Genomic DNA, 20,234 nt, shown 5'->3' with positions numbered 1-20,234 from the left:
CGGAGACGGGACGTGGTATCCGCATCCAATACCATTGGGGCCCTGCGTAGTTCAGTTCGGCAATCAGCGGATGGCCGGTGCGGGCATCATGCGGCACACCAGTGCGAGACCGGCTTGCGAGAAACGGCGCATCGACCTTCCCCACTCGCGAACCTTGACCGGGCAAGTCGCCGAGCCGCAGATTTGTTTCCCGAGAAACGAAACACCGTTTCTCATAGTGAAACACGGAGTTACGTTGAACATCCGACGCCTGCTGGTCGCTCTCGGCTCGATCGCCGCCGCTGCCGCATTCACCATTCCCACCGCGACCGCCGATGCCGCGGTCACCAAAGTGGAGAACACCGTTGAAATCCGCTGTGCGTTCACGATATTGCGGCAGAGCAGCGACTGGTATTTCCCCGCGGGGACACCCAAGGCGCTGCTGTGGCTGCAACACGGCTTCGCCGGCGCCAACGACTCGGTCGAGGACACCGCGAAAAAGTTCTCGGCACAAGGCTTCCTGGTATTCGCACCCACACTTCCCACAGCGAACACGTTCGGCTGCACGCTGGAGAACCTCGGCAACAACACCGACTTCCTGCACAACGTGGCCGATCTGTTCGGCAAAGCCGCCGACCCCGGCGACAAACTCGGCCGCAGCTTCACCGATGCGAAGAACAAGGCGAAACGCCCGGAACTCACCCTCCCGAAAGCCATGGTCTTCGCCGGACATTCGGCCGGCGGCGAGGCCGTTCCCTACGTCACCCAGGCGCTGCGCGCCGACTACCCCGCGGCATTCGCCTCGGTGCGTGGCCTCATCCTGTTCGATCCGGTGAAGAGCTTCGTCGGCAACAACCTCGGCAACGCGCTCAACCACCTGAGCAACACCACGCTGCCGATTCTGGCCATCTCTTCCCCGCCCTACGCCTGCAACCGCAATGCCAGCGGCACCAACGAACTGATCGCACAGATCTCCCGGCCGTTCCACGGCGTCCGGCTCACCAGCGGATCGCACATCGATGTCGAAGCATCGAGCGCACCCGCCCCGGACAAGATCGCCTGCGGTACCCCGCAGGCGAAGAATGTCTCCGCACTACAAACGCTGTCGGTCGCCTGGGCCGGTGACTTCGTCTCCGGAACAACCAGCGCCGACTACTACCCCGGCGGCACCTATTACGAAACCCAGCGTGCCGCCGGGACCGTGCAAACTCTGCCTTGATCACTCCAGATATGTGGCGGCCATCGGGTTTCCGGTGGCCGTTGCCGGGTGCGGTCAGTGCGTGCCAGCAGTTTGCCCGGTTCCTCGACCCGATCGGTTCGCATCGCTGACGACTGCTCGCCTAGGTCGTGCGACATGCCGCACGTGTCCCGATAGCAGGGGGCAGCGATTACGCCGCCAAATGCTCGCCGAAAGCGTCGTGGCGAAAGCGCACCAGGCTGGATAGGCTGCCAGCGCCCGTCCGGCTGGGTGGGCTGCCGATACTCTCCGGGTCAGATCGGCGCTACTGGCAGTCAGTGCGGCAGACAGTGCGGTCGCGGCGGCGAGTCGGTGGGCACGGAAGAACACCCAACTCCACCCCGCGTTGAGCGTGAGATTGAGCGCCAAAGCCTTTGTCAATCCCCGCTTTTGCGATTCGGTCGCGTTCTGTAGCGCGTAGGCGCTCGTGACAGCGATGTCGGCGTAGAGCAATGTCCAAGCGATCGGAAACGCCGCGGACGGTGGCTGGAAAGAAGGCTTGTTCACCCGCTCATACCAAGTAGATCGTGATCCGGCCGCGGCCGAACCGACCAATGCTGTAGCCGCGACGCCTGCACCGGTGCGGAAGAGATACCGTGCAGACGGCCTAGCCTTGGCCGGAGAAGCATTGTTCGACAACATCATTGGTTACGTCCCTTCGCGCGATGCGGCGGCATGTCCCGGGTGGGCGGCGCTGAGCACGTGGCCGCCGACTCGATCGGCGGCGGCGCTCGTCGGTGCGAAGCGGGCGATCATCCGCCCCCAGTTCAGGTCTTCGATCTCGTCGAAACCGAATTCGGTCAGTTTCGCGGCGATTTCGTCGTCGGTGAACAGCGACAACCATGGCTCACCGAGCCGCTCCATCACGCGCGCCAACGCTTCCGCATTGCCTTTGTTCTGCGGCGGCAGAGCGGAGATGGGTTCGCTGTAGTCGAGGATCACTCGTGCGGGCGCGGGCAGGTCGGCGATGAATCGCAGCGTGGCGTCGACGGCGGCCGCGGTGAGATATTGCACCACACCCAGCCACAGGAAGAACGTCGGCGCGGACCGGTCGAAACCTGCCGCAGCCAATCGTTCACCGAGACTGTCGGTTTCGAAGTTCACCGGCACGAACCGCAATGACGGCGGTACCGGGATGCCGGCGTCGGCGACGCGCGCCCGTTTCCACGCTTGGGTGTCGGGGTGGTCGACCTCGAAAACAGTTATGCCGGGGTACGGGTTGCGCAGGCCGAAAGTATCCAATCCAGCGCCGAGCACCACCACTTGGCGGATCGTGTCGGCCCGGGCCGACAATTCGCCCTCGGCGAACCGATGCCGAATAGCGAGGAAAAGCCTTGCCTCCATGGGGATTCCATCGTCGGACGGCCCTTCCTCGACTGCCGCGTCGACGGCCTTGGCGATCAGCGCGGCGAGCGGATCGTCGAAGATCCGCGGTTCGTCCGCGTCTTGGTGGAATGCGCGCGCCCGCGCGGCACCCAACGCGGTCCGGCTCGGCTGACCCAACTGCATGAACGTCCTTCCAGAGCGGCATACAACATCACCGACTCTCTCAGAAACTTAATCAATTGGCAACGACGGCTCCGCCACCTGCCCCGATGCGCGTCAAGGCGCGGCACAGGGCCGGCCATCACACGAAATTCAGCTGTCCGTCACTCCCGGCGACGCGATCACCTGGTCGAAATGCGTGCGAAGCGAGGCGATCACCGCGGTGAGCACGCGGTGGGCGGCTTCCAGATCCTGGTCCGGGAGTTCGGCCATCGCCGAGCGGGTACTGGCCCCCACCGGCAGGAAGAAGTCGCGGGCGGCGGCCATTCCTTGTTCGTCGTGATAGAGCATGACCCGGCGGCGATCCGTCTCATCGATCTCGCGGCGTAGATGGCCGGACTGGATCATCCGCTCCACGAGGTAGGTCACCGCGGCGGAACTCATGCCCATCAAACGGCCCAACTGCCCGGGCGTGAGTGGCCGACCGGCGAATTCGGCGGTGGCGATGTGCAGCAGCGCCCGAAAGTCATTGGGACGCAAATTGTTCGATCGGGCAAAGACATGGCCGAGCTGATCGGAGATCGCGGTCAGCGCGCGGATGTCGACCGCGATCTCGGTCTCCAGCGATTCGCGCTGCTCGTCCCGCGCGGAAGCGGAACCACGCACCGCCCAGTCAGGTCCTGTCACAACGGTAAGCCTAACCCGGTCGGATGCCTCCATTGCTTAACTATTAAGTTTCTGAGAGAGTCGTTCAGGATATCGCATGGATGCCGACGCCGCCACCCTCGTTGACCTCGGCCTCTGACGATTCGGACAACTCGCGCCAATTCGTCGATTGCATCGATTTTGCATCGTTTGTTCGCTACGGTAGGGAAGAGACCGCGTCGGGATGCGCCGCCGCGGTGATCCATAACCGCACAACAGATTTCGGCGTGGCCATCGGGCTGGACGCCCGTATCAGCCCTGTGAGACCCGGCGGCCACACCGCAGGAGAACACCATGAACATTTCATTCACTCGTCGCGGCGCGGCAGCTCTGATCGGCGCGGGATCGGCAGTGTGCGCGCTGGCACTGGCGGCTCCCGAGGCCGCGGCGGCCGATACCGCGTGCCCGGCACCGGGAGCAAGCGCGACGGCGGTAACGGCCGCGGGCGCACAGTGCTCGGCGACCAGTGCCGGCGGCGGAGCTGCCGCGGCATACGGGCTCAACGGCTCGGCGTCCGCCGACGCGGCGCCCACCAGTCTGTCGCTGGCCATCGCCCAGAACGGTGGATCCGCGGCCTCGACCTCGACCCAGCTGTCCGCGCCTGCCGCGATCGCGGTGGGACCGGGCGCTTCGGTGACCACCAACGGAGTCCGACCCGGTCTGGCGATCGGTATCGCCGGACCGGGCGCCAGTGTGGTCGTCAACGGTGTCACCGGTCCTACCTGCACCGGCGGTGTCGGGTTCGCGGGCGACTTCCAGACCTTCCAGGGTTGTTTGTCGCTGGGCTGACGCTCGAAGACAGGTTGCCGGCGGCCGCGTCGTCGCCGGCAACCCGCTCCCCTACCGGGGCCGGTAAGCGCCTACGAACGCTGCTGGCGCAACTGATACCGGCGTTCGGCGTAGGCCATGTCGTCGCGCCACAACCGGTTGGCGGCGTGGTTCATCAGCGGACGCAGCAGGGGAAGCGCACGGTGGGCGAAGCGGAAACCGGGACGCTCGGAATCGGCGATCACCGCCTCGACCACCGCGGTGCGGGCTCGTCCGTCCGGCCCGGAACCCAAAGGCGTGGCATGGGTTTCGACGACACTGCCCTTTCCCTCCCCCTCGACAATGCGCATCACGATGGTGCGCGGGTCCGGGCAGGTGAACTCCGCTTCGACCGGGACACCGAGGCGGCGCGTCACCCGGAACGTCACCGTGAGCAGGAAACGGTGGTTCTCCTCGGTGATGCCCTCGCGCGGCGGCGTCTGCGTCACCTCGAGGCGGGCGAAGGAGTAGGGGTGGAACCAGGCGCCGTGCCACGGATCCAGGCGATTGGCCATGATGTCGCGCGGTTCGCAGGCGCCGGTCAACCGGGTCACGGCGTGCACCGTCGAGTCGGCCGGGCGCGCGCCGAGAATCGGTGTGTCCGTGGGCGTCTCGCCGCCGACCGCGTCCAGGCGCACCCACGCGATCACCCCGTCGTCATAGCTGGGGAACGGACACCAGCGGGCGGTGTCGTTGCCGGCCCCGACGCGCAGCCCATGCCAGCGGCAGATCAGCGTGGCGTCGTCGATCTGCGCCGCGTCCAGCGGGGCGCCGAGGTGTGGACAAGCGCCGGGGCCCACATGCAGGACACCGTCGCGATCCCGCCACGCGACGATCTCGACCCCGGCGATCGTCGTGCCGAACGGCCGGTCGCCACGGATGCTCCGACTCCCGGCGAGGGCATACCAATTGCCACTCGGCAACTGCTGCGACCACCGCAGCGCGCCGGCGATCACCCGCGGATCCGCGTCCTGGTAGGTAGGTCGTTGCCGCGACCAGGTTTCCGGTGAAAACCGTTGCAGTGGTGACTTGTAACCCATCATGATCGCCTTTCCGCGAAGCTGCGCAGCAGGGGCGAGCGCCCTCGGGCCGGCACGGTCTGCAACGAATGCCCGGCGCCGCCCCACTCTTCGGACAGGAAGTCGGCGGCGAGCCAGCCGGTGGTCGCGGCCCGCTCCATCAGCGCGACCGGCAGCTCCACCCGAATGCCGTCACCGGCGAGCATCAGCCGCGGATGCGGTGTGCGCACCCCTGGACGTCGCGTGAAGTCACCGGGCGCGAACCGCGGACAGTCCTGACGCCACAGCATGTGCTCACCGACGACCTGAGCGTCGGCCGATTCCGGATAGATCTCGTGCAGACGCGCCACCAGTTTGTCCCGGATCGCCAGCTGTGCTGCGGGCGTGGGTGTTTGCTCGGCGGCGGCGTAGGCATGCAATTCGACCACGCTGCCACTGTTGTCGCGGGCCCAGTCCGTGGCCGTGCGCTCGTACCGATCGAGGACGCTGATGTTGTCCAGCGGATCCAGATTCCCGGTGGCGAGAAAGCCCGGCCGATCGGCGCGCAACGGTCGATCCAGCCACTGCCGCAGCACGGCGAACGCCGGAGCGCTACCCAATTCCGCTATCCGGGAACGCCATTCGGGATCACCCAGGGTTGGTGACCGGTTCACCACCGCGCGCAGCGGGCCGGCGTCGACGGCGAGCACCACCGCGTCCGCTTCCAGCGTGACGCCGGTGTCCGCGGTGAGCCGGAAGCCGGCGTCCCTCGATTCGATCTCGGTGATGGCCACTCCGGTGTGGAACTCGACCCGGCCCGGTCGGTGCGGCGTCGGGTCACCGCCGAGATGCTCGGCGAGCGGCCTCCACAGAGCGGTATCGAAATTGTCCCGCGCCACATCGAACACCAGCCCTTCGCTGGAACCGAGAAAATAGATGTGGAACATGGTCGCCAGTTCGGCCGCGGACATGTGCTGCGGCTCGACGAAGAAGCTGCGGGAGAAGACCTCGAACGCCAGATGACGGGCGGCCTCCGGAAAGTTGATGCGCCGCAAAAACGTTTCGGCGTCGACGTGGTCCAGCCGGTCGTAGATGTCCGGCACCGACACCGCGGCCAGCGGGGCGGCCGCTCGCGCATCGATGCGGGCGAGGTCGCGCAGCCGGAAGGTGGGACTGCGCAGCGCGAAGGCGAGCGCGTTCCACGGCGGCGTGCGCGGCAGGTTGCGGAATGTGTCGCGCCGGCCGGCCGCGTCGATGAGCGGATAATCGCCGATGCGCTGTAGTGCCGACAGCTCGGGATCGCTGCGGGACAACAACTTCCGCAGGTTGTAGTACTGGGCGAAGAAGGCGTGGAAGCCGCGGTTCATGCCGACCGGTGTGCCGTCGGCGAGCCGCTCGGTCCAGCCGCCGACGCGGCCGCCGAGGTAGCGCTCCCGCTCGACCACCTCGACCCGGAACCCGCGTTCGGCGAGTCCGGTGGCGGCGGCCAGCCCGGCGATTCCGGCGCCGACCACGACTGCCACCGGGCGATGGCCGTTCTGCCCGACGTCGCGTCGGCCGGGCCGGGCCGGATAACGCACCCGGCGCGGGTCCCGGCCGAGCTGTGTTGCCGTCATCGCCGCTGTCCTTCCTGATGCTGTCGGGCACGTTCCCAGCTCAGCAGCACCGCCGTCACGAGGGCGAAGCCGAACAGGAAGTCCTCGATCGGGATGTCCCACGGAAACCGAAGGCCGACAATGTGATCCGGGTTGTAGCGGACGGTCGGCGCGTCGAGGCGGGTCAACCAGCCGTCCACCGGGATCTGGAATCCGAGGACGATGAGCATCGACAGCCAATACGCGCGCTTGCGCAACAGCCCGGTGCGCAAGACCGTGACCTCGAGCAGGCAGACGGTCACGACAGCGAGCACAGCGGGCAGTGTGTAGCCGATCCCGTCGATCATCGGCCGGCCTCGCGGTCCCGAATCCGTACCCGCGCCGGTCGTCCGCGCGCGAGCAGCGTCTCCACGGCGCCGAAGGTCAGCAGCCCGCAGAGCGGAATCACCAGGAAGAACAGGAATTCCTCGACGGGCATGGATCCGGGTAACCGCACACCGAGGACGAATCGCGGATCGTAGCTCCAGACCCCGCCGGCGATGGCGAGCAGATCCCACACCACGAAAACGACGAGCGCGGGCGCGATCGCGGCCAGCAGCAGCCGTGGTCGCCGGTAGACGCCCGGACCGAGGAATTCCAGCGGTGCCGTGAGTACCAGGCAGAGGACCAATATCAGTAGATACTGCCAATGCGCCATCTCGGCTCCTAGGTCCGCTCGCGCGGTCGCGAAATATCCGGTGACAAGGGCGAATTCGAGGTTGCGTGCCGAGCCCACCAGGCGCGTGCCAAGCCCGCGACGCCGACGCGCGCTCTGCGGGCGGTGCCCACCCTGGCTCGCCGGCCGAAGACCTCGAAATCGGCGTCCTCGATGCGCGCCAGGATCTCCGAGTACAGCGTCGAGGCGGTCGCCACGCAGGGACGCGAGCGTGGCGCCAGTCGCTCCAGGCCGCCACGCGCGAACTCGTATATTTCCCTGGTGATTTCGTGCTGCTCGGCCAATGCTCGTCGGACCTGCGGCTCGGCCCGCTGACGACGGCTGCACCAGGCCAGCAGGTCTCGATCGACGCCGTGCGCGGCGAGTTCGTCGGCGGGTAAGTAGACCCGGTTACGCGCCAGGTCCTCGTCGACGTCGCGCAGGAAGTTGGTGAGCTGGAAGGCTTTACCCAGTGCGGCCGCGTACGGCGCTGCGGCGGAGATAGTTTCGGTGACTCCGAGGATCGGCAGCAGTTGCAGGCCGATCACCTCGGCGGAGCCGTACACGTAGGTGTCCAGTGCGGCGCGGTCCGGGTAGTCGGTGACGGTCAGGTCCATCCGCATCGATGCGAGGAACGCGTCGAACAGCTGTGCTTCGATGCCGTAGCGGTCCGCTGTGTGCAGCACCGCGGCGAGCACCGGGTCACCGCCGCTGTCCCCGCTGACGAAATGCCCGGCGAGCGTGTCCAAGTCGGCCGCCCGATCGCCGACGGTGCGGGCGGGATCGAACTCGTCGAGGATGTCGTCCGCGCGGCGCGCGAATCCGTACAGCGCGTGCACGCCCGGCCGCTGGTCGGGGGCGAGCAGTCTGGTCGCGAGGAAGAAGGTCTTGCCGTGCTGGGCATTCAGCGTGCGGCAGCATCGATAGGATTCTCGGAGCGACGGATCGGTGATGCCCGCCGCGGCTAGTTCCCTGCGCGTCATAGTCTTCCGATCAGGACGAAGGGTGGATGGTCGAAGCGGAACGGCGCCGGACACCGGTGCGTCCGGTGACGCGGTCGGCGGCGAGGCGACCGGAGATCAGCACCGGCGGGATCCCGACTCCCGGCACGGTGGAGCCGCCGGCGAGCACCACATTGTCGAGACCGCGGATCATGTTGGCCGGGCGGAACGGCCCGGTCTGCGCGAAGGTGTGCGCCAGCGCGAACGGGCTGCCGTCGCGCATGTCCTGGTCCGCCCAGTCCGCCGGCGTGACAACCCGCAACACCTCGAGTTCAGGCCAGCGAGAACCTATGCGGCGCTGCGCGATATCGAGGATCTGCTCGGCGTAGGCACCCTGCCGTTTCGGCCAATCTATCTGTCCGCGTTGCAGATTCGGTGCCGGAGCCAGCAAGAACAAGAGGTCGCGCCCGGGCGGGGCCAGGGTCGGATCCCCCGCGGTCGAACGGGTCAGCAGCAACGACGGATCGGACATCACCCGGCCCTCGTCGATGATCTCCCGGAACGAACTTTCCCACTCGCTGCCGAACAGCAGCGAATGATGCGGCAGATCCGCTTGACGGTCACAGGCGAGGTGCAGCACGACCGCCGACGGTGCCGATCGGACCCCACCGGGACGGCGCGGCCGATGCCCGAGCAAATCGTAGGTGCGATGCAATTCGGTGGTCAAAACCACTGCGTCACAATCAATCCGGTCGTCCTGATCGGTCTGCACGGCGGTCACGCGGCCGCCCGAGCGCACCAATCCGGTGACCGTGCTCTGGTAGCGGAACTGCACACCCGCGGCGACCGCCGCGGCGGCCAGCGCGTCCGGCACCGCGCGCATCCCACCCCGCGGAAAGTAAACCCCGGACATCGTGTCCATGTGAGCGATCACCGCATACGCGGCGAGGGCACGGTCCGGCGCGACCCCGGCGTAGAGCGACTGAAAGGTGAAGACGCGGCGCAAGTCCGGATCGGAGATGAAGTCGGCGACCTTGGCGTCCCAGCGGCGAAACCCGCCCAGCGCGGTCAACCGGGCCAACGCCGGCGTCAGCATCGACAGTGGAGACTCGAAATTGGACGCGATGAACCGATCGAACTCCGCGGCGTACAACCGGCCCAGCCAGTCGCGCAGCCGTCGATACCCCAACGCCTGCTCGGCGCCCGCGAAATCGGCGACGGCCTGCTCCATGGCCTCCGGGTCGCGGTGCACGTCGAGGCTGCGTCCGTCGGCGTAGACAGCGTGGTAGGCGGGATCGACCGGGAACAGGCTCAGGCGATCACCGGTGCGTTCCCCTACCGCGTCGAACACTTCGTCGAGCAGCTCGGGCATGGTCAATACCGTCGGTCCGGTGTCGATTCGATAGCCGTCCAGGTCGAGGCGGCCCATCCGACCGCCGGGCGTGGCCTCGCGTTCCACCACCGTGACGCGACGACCCCGGCCGGCGAGATGGACGGCCGTGGACAGGCCGGCCAGGCCCGCGCCCACCACGACCACGTGGTCGCTGGATCCGGTCACTGTACGCATCGATCCTCCTCGTCACTGTTGCCGTGCGGTGCACAGCAGCGCCATGTGTTCCAGCGCTGAACATCGGTCCTGGTCGAGCCCGGCGTCGGCGAGCGCGGCGCGCGCCTCGGCCACTCGATCCGTGATCATCGATTCGATCCGCTCGGGAGCGCCGGAGGCCGCGATCAATTCGCGGCATCGCGCGATCGCGGGCGCGTCCAGTTCGGGCCGGCTCAGCAATTCGGTCAGCTCCTGCCGGACCGTGCCGCCTCCGGTGTCCAACGCGGCGACGACGACGCTGGTCGCCTTGTGCTGTCCCAGGTCGCTGTCCTCCGGTTTTCCGGTGGTCGCGGCAGATCCGAAGATCCCGAGCAGATCGTCGCGCAGCTGGAAGGCCTCGCCGATCCGAGTTCCGTAGCGGGCCAGCATCATCAGGGTCCGTTCGGGACAACCGGCCATCATCGCGCCCAACTCCAGCGGTCGCAGCACGGTGTAGTTGCCGGACTTCGCCCGCGCGATCGCCAGGACGGAATCCATGGTCGGTGTGGCGCGCGCGTCGTTGGCCAGATCAGCGAACTGGCCGATCGCCAGCTCGATCCGCATCGCGTCGTAACCCGCCCAGACCCGGCGCAGCGCGGCGTCCGGAATCCCGCTGTCCCGCAGCATCTGCTCCGCCCACACCAGGCACATGTCACCGAGCAAGACGGCCGCCGATTTGCCGAACCGGGAAGCAGAGCCGGGCAGCCCACGCTCGCGATAGCCGTCGGTGAGCCGCACATGCGCGGCGGCCGATCCGCGCCGCAGCACGCCGTCGTCCATCACATCGTCTTGCAGTAGCGCGAAGCCGTGCAACAGTTCCAAGGACGCGGCCGCGCGCAGGGCCGCCGGGTCCGGCTGCGCACCGCACAGCCAACCCAGGTACATGAACGTCGACCGCACGCATTTGCCGCCGACGGCGTACTGGCGCAGAATCGCGTCGACGCCGGTGTCGCGCAGATCCTCGATGTCCACCTTCCGCAAGAAGGTGTCGAGCTCGTGCAGCACTCGGGCACGGTTGTCCGCGTACCAGGCCTCGAATCCCGCGCTGGGTCCCGACGCTGCCGCATCACTCATGGACGGCTGGCTCGTATCGAAAAGCTTGGCACTCATAGCGATTCCCCTCGCTGCCTGATCGCGATACCGCTCTCCGCGGACACCGCCTGCCGCGACGGGCCGAGTTCGTCCAGCACCGCGGCAATGGTCTCGAAGGGCGCGTGCCGCGCCATTTCGGCGGCGAGCCGACCGGCCGCCGCGCGAAAGCTGTGGTCGCGCACTATTCGATCGACGGCCGCCGCCACCGCAGTCGGCCTCGGCGACGCCCCGCCCAGATTGATTCCCGCACCCGTATATGCCACGCGCGCAGCCACTTCCGGCTTGTCCGCGGTGTCGCCGGCCACGATCAGCGGAACCCCGTGCCGCAATGCCTGCTGCACCCCGCCGTAACCACCGTTGGTGATCATGATGTCGACGTGCGGAAGCAATCGCGAGTACGGGACGAAGTCGCAGGCGACGGCGTTGGCGGGTAGCGGTCCCGGCGACGCCGAGGAACCACCGGTGCCTGCCACGATCAGGACGTCGGAGCGATCCCCCAGCGCGGACAGTGTGGGCCGCAGCAGCTGATCGAGATCACCGTTGTCCCAAGTCCCTTGCGTCACATGGACAACCAACCGCCGGCCATCGAGCGCGCCCCACCACGCCGGCAACTCCCGATCGGCGCCGAGCGAACTCGGAATCGGTCCGGTGAACACCACCGACGGCGGCAGGTCGCGCCGCGGGTACTCGAATCCGGGCACGGTGAACTGGAGCAGGCGGTCGGCCAGTCGCGGCCAGTCGAGCAGGAAGACCGGCGCGGACGGCAGGCCGAGGCCGCGCAGGACGTTGTCCAGCCGCGCCTGGTCGGCGCGGAAGAGCACATGCCGGACAAATCCATTCATCCGCGTGTGGTCGCGCTCGCGCCAGGGTGGCCGACCGATGCCGAACGGTGCGCAGTCGGCGCTGGACAACGTCAACGGCCCGACGCCACACACCACGATCGGCGGCCGCGGCCGCTCCGACACCAGCAGTGGAATCGCGCCGGTGAACATCGAATCCACCAGCACCGCATCGAAATCCGCGCGCGCCAACGCGGAGACCAGCGCCGCGTGCTGCGCGGTCAGCGGCCCGAGAAACACCGACCGCAGTTCGGCTCGGCCGGTACGCCAGCGCCGCACCGCCCCCGGACCGCGCCGCGGCGCGACCGGCGCCACTTCGGCGTCCGCCGGAAGCGCCGACATCGCGAGACCGCGGGCGGTCAGGTCCGCCCGGAAGGCCGCGCCGGTCAGCACATGCACGTCGTGCCCGCGGCGGCGCAACTCCTCCGCGACGACGACCATGGGCGCGACGTGTCCTGGTATCGCACTCACGGCCAGCAGGTACCGAGCCATCCTCACAATCCTTCGCTCGTCCGGTAGTGGGATTCGGCGCAGGTCGTCATCGAGCACCCGACCTGATCACTTCCGTCACAACGCATCTCGACGCTGTCGACGGATGTCTGCGGCACATCGGCGGGCCACATCACGCGGTGCGGTTCGAATCCGTACCGCGCGCGGCATCGACTCGTCCGGGACAGGCCCTCGCGAATCCGGTCAGGATCCATCGTACGTCAAATGATGCATAAACGATGCGCACCCTCTCGACTATTTCAGAAACTTAACAAATCGACAAGCGCGCGGGGCGTCAGACACCCGAACCACAGCGCCGGATGCGCTCAGGGAGCGGCGACCGCGCCCACGATCCGCTCGATCGCGTCCTCCAGCGAATTCACGTGCCGGACCCCCGGCGGCAGATCACCGCCGTACCAGCCGGGCCCAGCCAGCAATACGCCACTCGAACCAGGCATAACCGCACGAATCGCACCGGGACGCGCCGTCGTCACCGATTGCGACCACAGCACCACCAGCGGCCGGCGGTCATGCCTGGACAACGCATCCGCCAACGCGCCGTCCGGCATCGACTGCCCCAAGAACACCGCGGCAAACCCGCGCTCCGCCAACGCGGCCCGCAGCACTTCCAACGGCAGTGCGTGATTCTCGTCCGCAGTACAGGCCAGCACGATGGGCGTTTGCTGAGCATTGGGCCCTGGCACCGCGGCCGTCCGATGCAGACTCGTAGTGACCGCCCAGGACAGGAGATGCTCGACCTCGATGAACCCACCGTCGCGCGCTTGACGCCCGACGATCTCCGCGAAAGCCGGACGGCACAGTCGATTCCAGGTCTCGACCACACCGTAGCGGGCGAGATGGGCGGAAATCGTGGCCAGCAATTCCGTGCCGTCGAGCCGACGGCCGGCGGTGAGCACCGGCGCCACATCACCGAGCATCGGCGCAACCGCCGCCCGAGCGGCCCGCGCGGCACTCCCCGGACTGGCGCCGGCGCGGACCAGCTCCGCCATCCGCCTGATCACCGCGAGATCGTCCGGCGCGTAGTGGCGGTGCCGGCCAGGCGTGTGCCCCGACGGACCGAGCCCGTACCGCCGATTCCAGCTACGCAGTGTCGCCACCGGTATACCGAGCTTGCGTGCCACCACGCCTACCGTGTACTCGGCTTCCGCCTCATCGAAGTCCGCATCGTCGTTCACTCGATGCTCGCGCGGCCGGGCGATTCGGGTAATACCCGCGCCGGAGGACGACCTCGGCGACGCGACGCCGCTCTCGACGAACTGTCGAAATCCCGCTGTCGCCCACGCACGAAGTAGCCAACGATCGCCCCTGTCGAGACATCTTTGGCCAGTTCCATAGAACCGAGCATAATAGCGATGCAGAAACGGTGCATCAATACTTGCCGGTCGTTTTCAGCCCTGGCGAGGTTTGGCGGCGCAGTGAGGTCGCAGCCTTCGTGGAGGCCGCGGCTCTGTTGGACGAGGGGCGCTGAGGGGACCGGCGACCGGACTAGTCGTCGAAGACAGCGGGCCTGCGGTACCGGGGCTCGTCGTCCTGCTCATCGGAGGTCACGGGTGCCGGCGGTCCACTGATCTTGGCCGTGAGTTCGGTGAGCGCGGCGGCCGCGGCCGGGTCATGCCGACGCAGGTGCTCGTTGATCTCCCGTTGCGCGGCGTGGTACTCGCCGGCGCGCGCGGCCGCGGCGGCTTGCGCTTGGGCGAACGCGGAATTCGTGGTCGCGGTGATCAACTCGCCGAGGACCTGATTGGTCAGCTTGCGCGCGGCGGAATGAATCGTCACGGCCTGAACGACGCCACCTGCGGTGCAGCGCACGGTGACCGCGTGCTGGTCGTCGGTGACCTCGGCCTCGAGCGCCTCGACCTCCTCGACCATCTCCGAGAGGTTGCGCGCCTGCTCCGCAAGCCGGTTCAACAGCTCGGCCCCCGGCGATCCGAACCTGGAGTAGTCGCCGGTCATCGGACCGGGATCTTCCCCAGGGCCGCCTTGACGGCCGTGCGCACCTGACTGTTCGGGTCGCCCGCGTACTGCTCGACCAGTGTGCGATCGGCCGGGTTCTTGAATCGGGCCAGCGCCCTGATCGCCGGTCCCCTGGTGTTCGGATCAGCGACGTAGGGCAGCACCAGCTCGCGCGCCTGCTCGGTATTGAACCGCCCGAGGAAATGCAGGATCGGCACCTTCGACGCGGTATTGGGCAGGGTGTGCAGCAGGTGCACCATGCGGTCGTAGTCGCCGCGCTCGGCGATGGTGTCCAGGGCCTGCGCCGCCCAGAATTCGACGTGCGGTTGCAGCGGCGGGTCGGTGCGTTCGATCTCGCGGAACAACACCTCGATCGCCCCCCGGTTGCGCTTGGCCGCCGGGTCGATGAGATTGCGAATCAACCCGGTGCGGATGGCCCATTTATGATGGGTTTCGGGACCGGGAATGCGCTCGTCGAGATGTTCGAGCCAATCGACGAAGATCGGAATCGCCGGCGGGATCGTCCGCGGTCCATTCGCCAGATCGTCGAGGGTGTAGCAGCGCACGCCGACCGCGGCGAGTTCCCTGGCGATCCGCAGGTCGAATCCGTTCCGGCCGTCGTGATAGCCCGCGGGCAGCTCGTCGAGCCAGTTGTCGCCCTTCGGCATTCGCGCGTATTCGTAACTCATGGCACCGGCACCCCCGTCGAGCCGCGCGGATCGGTATTACTTGTCGGCGGACCCCAACCCCGTTTGGGAATGAACGGCGCCGGCGATTGCCCCTTGCCGAGGTTGTCGTCGAGTTCCTCGCGAATGACGGTGACTTTGCCTTCGTTGACCAGCTGCTGGGTGTCGGGCATCAGTTGCGTGCGGTGATCGACGATCAGGGTCATGGTGTATCCATTTTGCGCCGCCCAATCGGCTTCGTCATGGATCTGCTGCGCCGACCGTTGCGTGTCGTTGGTGTTCTTGACCTCGGTGACCTGCCGGTTCACGTCGTCGATCCGGTCGGGAATCCGGCGGCGCCCGTTGATATATACCGCGCGCTTGGGTGTCGTCGGATCCAGTCCGGCGCGCAATTCGCCGTCGCGCCCGGCCCGTCTGTTGTCGAAGAGGTTGCGTCCGCTGGTCGGATAGCCTTGGCGCGCATACCGTCCCAGCAGCGGCGCCAGAAACAACTGCACATCGCCGGTCGCACCGGCCATCGATCCGCCGGTCTGCTGAATCGCGCCGTCGACTAATCCGTCCAGTTCCTTCAGCAAAGTATCGACATCGCGCCCCGCCCGGTTCTGCAACTCCTCGATGTAGTCGTCGATCAACTTCTTCACGAACCACTTCACAATCGGCGCCGACCGGGTGACCTTCCACGCATCGATGGCCAGCTCGCAGTAGGACAGGATCGTTTTGATCGTCTCCCGCTCGATATTCGACTTGTCCGCGACCTCGTGACACGCCTTGCTGAGATAGTCGGAGAACGCCGAGACATCGTCGAGCGCGGTCAGCAAGCTGCCGGCCGCCGCCCGGATCATCGGCACATCCTCCGGCTCGTCCGGATTGTTCGGGCATTTCAGCTGGACGTCCTTGAATTCGGTGCTGAACTTGCCGAACATCTGGCTCGCGTGCTCGATCTTGCCGGTATCGCAATCGGCCCAAGCTTTTTGGTGCCGTCCTTCGATCAGATACCACCGGTCCGGAAGGTCGCCGACGCCGCCGTTGCACAGCCGGGTCGGATGCAGCGAATATTGCAAGCTGGTCACCTGCGGCGCAGGCGGGATCGGAATCTGCGATTTTCCCGGTGCGTTCTTGTTCTCCGCCTCGGCGTGGTTGACACCGGCGGCATGCACCATCTTCGCGAAGTTGCCCGCCGCGATGGCGCTGAGCGAGCCGAGTTCGAAGACGTCCGCGGCGGACTGGGAATAGGCTGCGGCCCAACCGGTTCCGGCGGTGGAGTGCACGCCGGCCGAGCGGGACACGTCCAGATTTCCGTCGAGCTCGCGGAACTTCTGTTCCAGTTTCGTGCTCAACGCGCCCAACTGGCGCGCGACGTCCCAATACCATTCGGGATGCACTGTCGTCATGATGTCTATTCCTTCACACAGGTCCCGATTTGCAGATTCCGCATGATCGTCGCGATCTCGTCGTCGAACGCCGAACTCGCGCCGCGCACCAGACCGGACAGCTGAACCGTGGCCGTTCGCGCGGCGCACGGAACGACAAGTCCCAGAAACGATTCCGATTCATACAGATACGGCTGCTGAAATTCGCCGTCGACGGCAACGGCGCGATGACCGCACACCTGGGCACGCACACTGCTTCGCTGCTGCCAGCCCTTGGTGTTCGGCACGCCGGCCAGGCCGGCCAGATAGGTCGCGTTCGCCTCGTCGTCGTGGTGCGGCGCCGTCCCGGCGATCGCCGACACCAGAGCGAACGCGCCGCCGTCACGGCGCACCACCGACAGTTCGCCGGTGGACACCGGATTCACGGCCCAGCCGTCGAGGCGGGGCAGCGAAATCGGAAACGGCTGACGCACCCCGGGCTCCAGGACGAACACTTGCCCACTCGGCTTTGCCGCATCGCAGGAATACGCGACCGGGCTCGGCTGCTCCGGAAGCGGGCTGTCCATTGATCTCCCGCACCCGGTCAGGACGACCAGTAGCGTGAATGCCGCGATATGCCGGGCGCTCATCGGCTAACCCGCGAAGCCGAACATCTCGCGATTGAGCCGTTCGGCCTCGGCGTAATTGGCATGGGCGGTATGCACCTGCTTGCGCAAAGCGCGCAATTGGTCGAGGTGACCGCCCCACTCCGCTTGCCACTCGGCATGGGCGGCGTCGAAGCCGTCGCCGCCTGCCCCGATGAAATGGGGTTTGACATCGGCGGCGGATTGCCCGACGTCCGCGCGCATCCCTTCCAGCCGTTGGATGTACCCGTCTAGGTCGGTGACGAATCGATCCATTTCCGTGAGGTCGTATCGGTGCGCCATCGTCGCTACACCTTCCGCTGCGCCGCGGGGCCGCCGATATCGGACGCATTGCCGGAATCGGTGCTCTGGTAGGTGGTCGCGGCCGAACTCAGGTGCTGGGCATGCGTGGCGATTCGGTCGATATGGGCCCGGATCCGGGGATGCAGGTCGTCCCACGCCTCGTGGATCGTGCCCGCCGCCGATCCGGACCACGATTCCTGTAACTGGTCGTGGCCGCGGTGAATGTCGGCCATCACGCCGGACAGGTCCCCGTGATGTTCGGTGAATCGGGTTGCGCCACGCCGTAACTGGGCAAGACCGACCTGTAAGATCTGTTGTGCCATGCTCTGCCTCCCCGCATAAGCAATGAATCCCCTGGAGCGAACAGTTGGATTGGCGAGATTCGGCCTCCCCGCAAACCCGCGACGACCTCGACACACTGTTCGAGGCCAGTATAGGTGCGGCCGCCGACACATTGGGCGAATACGGAAGTTTCGCACCGTTCATGCTGGTGATCGACGCGAGCGGCCAGCGCGTGTTGCGCGCGTTGGGCGAGCCCGGCGCGGCCACGACCGAGGACGCCATCCGCGCCCGGCTCGAACTGCCCGGCGACGGCGCCGAACTGCGGGCGCGCGCGACCGTCTTCGCTGTCGACGCGGTGGCGCCGGTCCGGGGCGACGCCATCAAGGTCACCCTCGAGCACCGCGAAGGGCAGGCGATCGACATCGTCGTCCCGTACCGCCTGGCCGACGACACACTCGACATCGACCTGGACCGCGCGGACGCCACCACGGCCGGCCGCCGGTTGTGGCGTACCCGCGCGGGCGCCGCGGAATAGCACCGCTCGAAGTTCACGTAGTCATGATGCTGACGCGGTCTTGGTCGCCGCCGAAACCTCCCGCACCTCGATCGCGGGCGCCAACTCGACCAATTTCATTCGGACGCAATAAATTTCTCGATGACAGCGGTCACGTCATCGGGCTGTTCGACCATCGCCAAGTGTCCGGCGTTGGGGAGTCCGCCAGGTGATCGATGGATCGGCTTCCCCGGCGCCCTGGCGGGTATACGCGATCCGGTCGCCATCGAACGCAAAGAAGCGAGTAGTCATTTCCAGCTACCGTTCGGGTCGTCTCGGGCCGTGTCGGCTGTATGTTCCTTGGCCCACTGCACCGTGCACCAGGCGATCATGTAGGTCGCCCATGTCACCGGACCGATTCCCGGAATGTAGAACGAGATGAAGCCGTTGGCGGCGTTGAATGGCCCGTAGAGCGTCGTGACGCCGAGAATGGCCGGGAATTGAGTCAGTACTCCGAGCACGGCGAGCCAGCTCAGCCACGTGGGGAACAGACCAGCGCGACGGCCGATGACGGCTACGGCGACGATGTTGGGAATCCACAGCGGACCCAGCATGCCGCCCGCCGCGAAGGCCTGGACGTGCAAGACGTGGAGCAGTTCATCGGAAATGTGCCCGTAGAGCACAATGGGCGCGGCCGCGAAGCTGACGTACATGAGAATCGCTGTGACGAAGGCGATGTCGCTCACGATGGCGATCCACGAGAGTACGTGGTGCTTGCTGGTGTCGATGCTCCAGAAGTACGAGGCGGTCGCGCCGACAATGGCCAGAAACGGGATGGCAGCGGTGCCGGTGACGATCATCCCGATCTTGCCGACGAGTTGATATCGGCGATAGAGCTCGACAGTGCCTTGCTGGTCCCAGCTTTCGGGAAAGACGTAGGCGATGACCAGGGCAGCGGCGATGCCGCCGATGATCAGCGTTATGGCGATCAATGCGTAGACGAGCCTTGCGGCCGAAGGTTTGGCAAGCCACGACGCGAATCGGTTCAGCCAAGCGGCGAACCACGATGACGACGAGTGAGACGGGATGACAGCAGTGTGAGACATCGAAGGTTCCTTGATCCGTGGCGGGCTATCGGGTGTGACGGCGGGCCGGGGATGGAGGCAGATACTGGACCGCCTTTCGGGCCGTGCCTTCGGCAAGTTCCATCGTGGGAATCGCGCAGATTCGTCGCAGCAGGCCGGGTGCGATCCGGTGCAGCACCCAAGCCGCGGTGGCGTCGAAGTTGACCGGCACGATGGCGAGGTCGAAGCGGATCGCGAGTTGCACCGCGCGGGCCACCAGATCCGGGGAGGCCAATCCGAAGCGATCCTGGATCGATTGGAAATCGGCCCGCACCGATTCGGTGGTTTCCGCGTCGGAGGTGACCAGGGTCGCGTGCGTGGCCAACTGGGTCCGGGTGGCGCCGGGGCAGATGGCGCTGACGCCGATGTCCTTGGGGCCGAGTTCACTTCGCAACGACTCGGTGATCATCAGCGCGGCGGCTTTCGAGGTGGAGTACGAGACCGCGACGCGGTTGGGGGTCCACGCGGCTCCCGAGACGATGACGACGATATGGCCGGGCTGCCCGCTCGCCAGCATCTTCGATCCGACGATCTTGCTGCCGTGAATGACGCCGTAGACGTTGATGGACATGACTCGGTCCCAGTCCTGCGGCGTCTGATCCATGAATGCGCCCCCGACCGCGATGCCCGCGTTGTTCACCAGGATGTCGGGGACACCGAAGCGGGCGATGATTTCGTCGGTGAGCGTCTCCCAGCGCCCGGGGTCACGCACATCGAGTTCGTATGCGTGACAGTCACCTTGGGCGAGAGTGGTCGTCTCCTTGGCCGCGGGCAGGTCGATATCGGTGGCGATCACTATGTCGCCCGCCGCGGCCTGTCGCAGCGCGATCGCACGGCCGATGCCGCTGCCCGCGCCGGTCACCAGCACCACTCGGCCGCGCTTGTTCGCTACCGGCCCGGTAAACGGAATTCTCATCGTCGAGTCCAATCCCT

Annotated in this window: 22 protein-coding genes and 1 pseudogene; 3 read left to right on the top strand and 20 right to left on the bottom strand. The window is 66.7% G+C overall.

All coding sequences use genetic code 11. From position 1 onward, the window contains the following. Positions 1 to 235: 235 nt before the first annotated feature. Positions 236 to 1,198 carry an alpha/beta fold hydrolase gene (locus F3087_RS29300; protein ID WP_223885424.1) on the top strand — a complete coding sequence of 321 codons (963 nt, stop codon included), beginning with the start codon at positions 236 to 238 and terminating at the stop codon, positions 1,196 to 1,198. Between the two features lie 165 nt (positions 1,199 to 1,363). On the opposite strand, the pseudogene F3087_RS29295 reads toward F3087_RS29300, so the two are convergent. The 3 genes and pseudogenes from F3087_RS29295 to F3087_RS29285 all read right to left on the bottom strand — a co-directional run. Next, positions 1,364 to 1,858: pseudogene (locus F3087_RS29295) on the bottom strand (TspO/MBR family protein); the annotation flags it as partial. Positions 1,859 to 1,864: 6 nt separating this feature from the next. Next, on the bottom strand, positions 1,865 to 2,725 hold the full coding sequence (locus F3087_RS29290) for a class I SAM-dependent methyltransferase (RefSeq protein ID WP_150405283.1): 861 nt from the start codon (positions 2,723 to 2,725) through the stop codon (positions 1,865 to 1,867). Between the two features lie 129 nt (positions 2,726 to 2,854). Next, on the bottom strand, positions 2,855 to 3,388 hold the full coding sequence (locus F3087_RS29285) for a MarR family winged helix-turn-helix transcriptional regulator (RefSeq protein WP_223885423.1): 534 nt from the start codon (positions 3,386 to 3,388) through the stop codon (positions 2,855 to 2,857). Positions 3,389 to 3,700: 312 nt separating this feature from the next. Here F3087_RS29285 and F3087_RS29280 point away from each other — a divergent pair, with 312 nt between their 5' ends. After that, on the top strand, positions 3,701 to 4,195 hold the full coding sequence (locus F3087_RS29280; RefSeq protein ID WP_150405281.1) for a DUF6764 family protein: 495 nt from the start codon (positions 3,701 to 3,703) through the stop codon (positions 4,193 to 4,195). Positions 4,196 to 4,266: 71 nt separating this feature from the next. Here the strand turns inward: F3087_RS29280 and F3087_RS29275 are convergent, their stop codons facing one another. From F3087_RS29275 to F3087_RS29205, 15 genes are all read right to left on the bottom strand, one after another. Next, positions 4,267 to 5,253: a DUF5914 domain-containing protein gene (locus F3087_RS29275; protein ID WP_223885422.1), complete on the bottom strand. Its 987-nt coding sequence runs from the start codon at positions 5,251 to 5,253 to the stop codon at positions 4,267 to 4,269. Continuing rightward, complete coding sequence (locus F3087_RS29270; RefSeq protein WP_150405279.1) at positions 5,253 to 6,827, bottom strand: NAD(P)/FAD-dependent oxidoreductase; 1,575 nt, start codon at positions 6,825 to 6,827, stop codon at positions 5,253 to 5,255. Before F3087_RS29270 ends, F3087_RS29275 begins: the two co-directional genes overlap by 1 nt. After that, complete coding sequence (locus F3087_RS29265; RefSeq protein ID WP_150405343.1) at positions 6,824 to 7,150, bottom strand: lycopene cyclase domain-containing protein; 327 nt, start codon at positions 7,148 to 7,150, stop codon at positions 6,824 to 6,826. Before F3087_RS29265 ends, F3087_RS29270 begins: the two co-directional genes overlap by 4 nt. After that, positions 7,150 to 7,503: a lycopene cyclase domain-containing protein gene (locus F3087_RS29260; RefSeq protein WP_150405278.1), complete on the bottom strand. Its 354-nt coding sequence runs from the start codon at positions 7,501 to 7,503 to the stop codon at positions 7,150 to 7,152. Before F3087_RS29260 ends, F3087_RS29265 begins: the two co-directional genes overlap by 1 nt. Positions 7,504 to 7,511: 8 nt before the next feature. Continuing rightward, on the bottom strand, positions 7,512 to 8,483 hold the full coding sequence (locus tag F3087_RS29255) for a phytoene/squalene synthase family protein (protein WP_150405277.1): 972 nt from the start codon (positions 8,481 to 8,483) through the stop codon (positions 7,512 to 7,514). A 10-nt stretch (positions 8,484 to 8,493) separates the two neighbouring features. Beyond that, positions 8,494 to 10,008: a phytoene desaturase family protein gene (crtI, locus tag F3087_RS29250; protein ID WP_150405276.1), complete on the bottom strand. Its 1,515-nt coding sequence runs from the start codon at positions 10,006 to 10,008 to the stop codon at positions 8,494 to 8,496. 12 nt (positions 10,009 to 10,020) lie between these two features. After that, a complete protein-coding gene (locus F3087_RS29245; RefSeq protein ID WP_150405275.1) occupies positions 10,021 to 11,136 on the bottom strand; it encodes a polyprenyl synthetase family protein in 1,116 nt (371 codons plus the stop codon). Beyond that, positions 11,133 to 12,449 (bottom strand): glycosyltransferase, encoded by a 1,317-nt coding sequence (locus F3087_RS29240; RefSeq protein WP_150405274.1) that lies wholly within the window; start codon positions 12,447 to 12,449, stop codon positions 11,133 to 11,135. The genes F3087_RS29245 and F3087_RS29240 overlap by 4 nt, the downstream gene beginning before the upstream one ends. A 323-nt stretch (positions 12,450 to 12,772) precedes the next feature. Then, positions 12,773 to 13,642: a MerR family transcriptional regulator gene (locus F3087_RS29235; protein ID WP_150405273.1), complete on the bottom strand. Its 870-nt coding sequence runs from the start codon at positions 13,640 to 13,642 to the stop codon at positions 12,773 to 12,775. Positions 13,643 to 13,952: 310 nt separating this feature from the next. Then, positions 13,953 to 14,420 (bottom strand): YbaB/EbfC family nucleoid-associated protein, encoded by a 468-nt coding sequence (locus tag F3087_RS29230; RefSeq protein ID WP_150405272.1) that lies wholly within the window; start codon positions 14,418 to 14,420, stop codon positions 13,953 to 13,955. Then, complete coding sequence (locus F3087_RS29225; RefSeq protein WP_150405271.1) at positions 14,417 to 15,109, bottom strand: HEAT repeat domain-containing protein; 693 nt, start codon at positions 15,107 to 15,109, stop codon at positions 14,417 to 14,419. Before F3087_RS29225 ends, F3087_RS29230 begins: the two co-directional genes overlap by 4 nt. Continuing rightward, positions 15,106 to 16,497 carry a putative toxin gene (locus F3087_RS29220; protein ID WP_150405270.1) on the bottom strand — a complete coding sequence of 464 codons (1,392 nt, stop codon included), beginning with the start codon at positions 16,495 to 16,497 and terminating at the stop codon, positions 15,106 to 15,108. The genes F3087_RS29225 and F3087_RS29220 overlap by 4 nt, the downstream gene beginning before the upstream one ends. Positions 16,498 to 16,502: 5 nt before the next feature. Next, complete coding sequence (locus F3087_RS29215) at positions 16,503 to 17,042, bottom strand: hypothetical protein (protein WP_150405269.1); 540 nt, start codon at positions 17,040 to 17,042, stop codon at positions 16,503 to 16,505. A 66-nt stretch (positions 17,043 to 17,108) separates the two neighbouring features. Further along, positions 17,109 to 17,402 (bottom strand): WXG100 family type VII secretion target, encoded by a 294-nt coding sequence (locus F3087_RS29210; RefSeq protein ID WP_150405268.1) that lies wholly within the window; start codon positions 17,400 to 17,402, stop codon positions 17,109 to 17,111. 5 nt (positions 17,403 to 17,407) lie between these two features. After that, on the bottom strand, positions 17,408 to 17,725 hold the full coding sequence (locus F3087_RS29205) for a WXG100 family type VII secretion target (protein ID WP_191094192.1): 318 nt from the start codon (positions 17,723 to 17,725) through the stop codon (positions 17,408 to 17,410). Between the two features lie 44 nt (positions 17,726 to 17,769). On the opposite strand from F3087_RS29205, the gene F3087_RS29200 reads away from it, so the two are divergent. After that, positions 17,770 to 18,219: a hypothetical protein gene (locus F3087_RS29200; protein ID WP_191094191.1), complete on the top strand. Its 450-nt coding sequence runs from the start codon at positions 17,770 to 17,772 to the stop codon at positions 18,217 to 18,219. Positions 18,220 to 18,485: 266 nt separating this feature from the next. Here F3087_RS29200 and F3087_RS29195 read toward each other — a convergent pair whose 3' ends face one another. Both F3087_RS29195 and F3087_RS29190 read right to left on the bottom strand, forming a co-directional pair. Beyond that, the gene (locus tag F3087_RS29195) at positions 18,486 to 19,283 is read right to left on the bottom strand and encodes a hypothetical protein (protein WP_150405265.1); all 798 of its coding nucleotides are present in this window, start codon (positions 19,281 to 19,283) and stop codon (positions 18,486 to 18,488) included. A gap of 25 nt (positions 19,284 to 19,308) precedes the next feature. Next, entirely contained in the window at positions 19,309 to 20,217 is a 909-nt protein-coding gene (locus tag F3087_RS29190) for an SDR family NAD(P)-dependent oxidoreductase (protein WP_150405264.1), read from the bottom strand. Positions 20,218 to 20,234: the final 17 nt, after the last annotated feature.

It is taken from the genome of Nocardia colli (genome assembly GCF_008704205.1).
Taxonomy (GTDB): Bacteria; Actinomycetota; Actinomycetes; order Mycobacteriales; family Mycobacteriaceae; genus Nocardia; species Nocardia colli.
This window is presented reverse-complemented; position numbering and strand designations above follow the sequence as displayed.